The organism is Aquitalea palustris, from assembly GCF_003693445.1.
GTDB classification, from domain to species: domain Bacteria; phylum Pseudomonadota; class Gammaproteobacteria; order Burkholderiales; family Chromobacteriaceae; genus Aquitalea; species Aquitalea palustris.
The window spans coordinates 1-505 of the sequence record NZ_RFAR01000159.1 but is presented as its reverse complement, the minus strand read 5'-3'; the positions used below and the strand labels follow the sequence as shown (position 1 = coordinate 505).

Annotated in this window: 1 protein-coding gene; it reads right to left on the bottom strand. The window is 57.2% G+C overall.

All coding sequences use genetic code 11. From position 1 onward, the window contains the following. The coding region (locus EAY64_RS20130; protein WP_147456262.1) for a protein phosphatase CheZ at positions 1–410 on the bottom strand (410 nt) is incomplete at its 3' end. Positions 411–505: the final 95 nt, after the last annotated feature.

The following is a 505-nucleotide window of genomic DNA, read 5'->3' as shown; positions in this document are numbered from 1 at the left end:
AGCTGGTTGGCATAGAGCAGGTTCCAGCGTTCCGACAGGGTTTTCGAGTGGCTGCCCAGATGGTCTTGCAGCGGCTGGGCGACATCGATGGCATTGAGCACACGGTCGGCCGCGCTCTTGGTCAGCGAGGCAATATAGCTGAGCCGGTCGCGGGCATCGGGTATGGCATCGGCCACCCGCTCCAGCGACTTGTCGTAACCCATGTCACGCAGGGCGTTGTGCATTTTGCGGGTGATCTGGCCGATCTGTTCGTACATCTCTTCGTTATTGTCATTGGCGCTGCCGGCATCGGGCTGGGCTGCCACTGCCACCGGGGCAGGAGCCTCTTCCTCTTTGTGCTGGCTGGCAATGCTGTCAAACAGTGCTTCGAGATCCGGGGAATCTCCGCTATCAAGAATGTGATCCGGCACGATAGCCTCTCCTCTGTGTTGACCTGGCAAGTCGGTTGGCCATGTTGATGCGTTTATTTGTTCATGGTCTGGAAGATCTTGTTCATCTTTTCTTC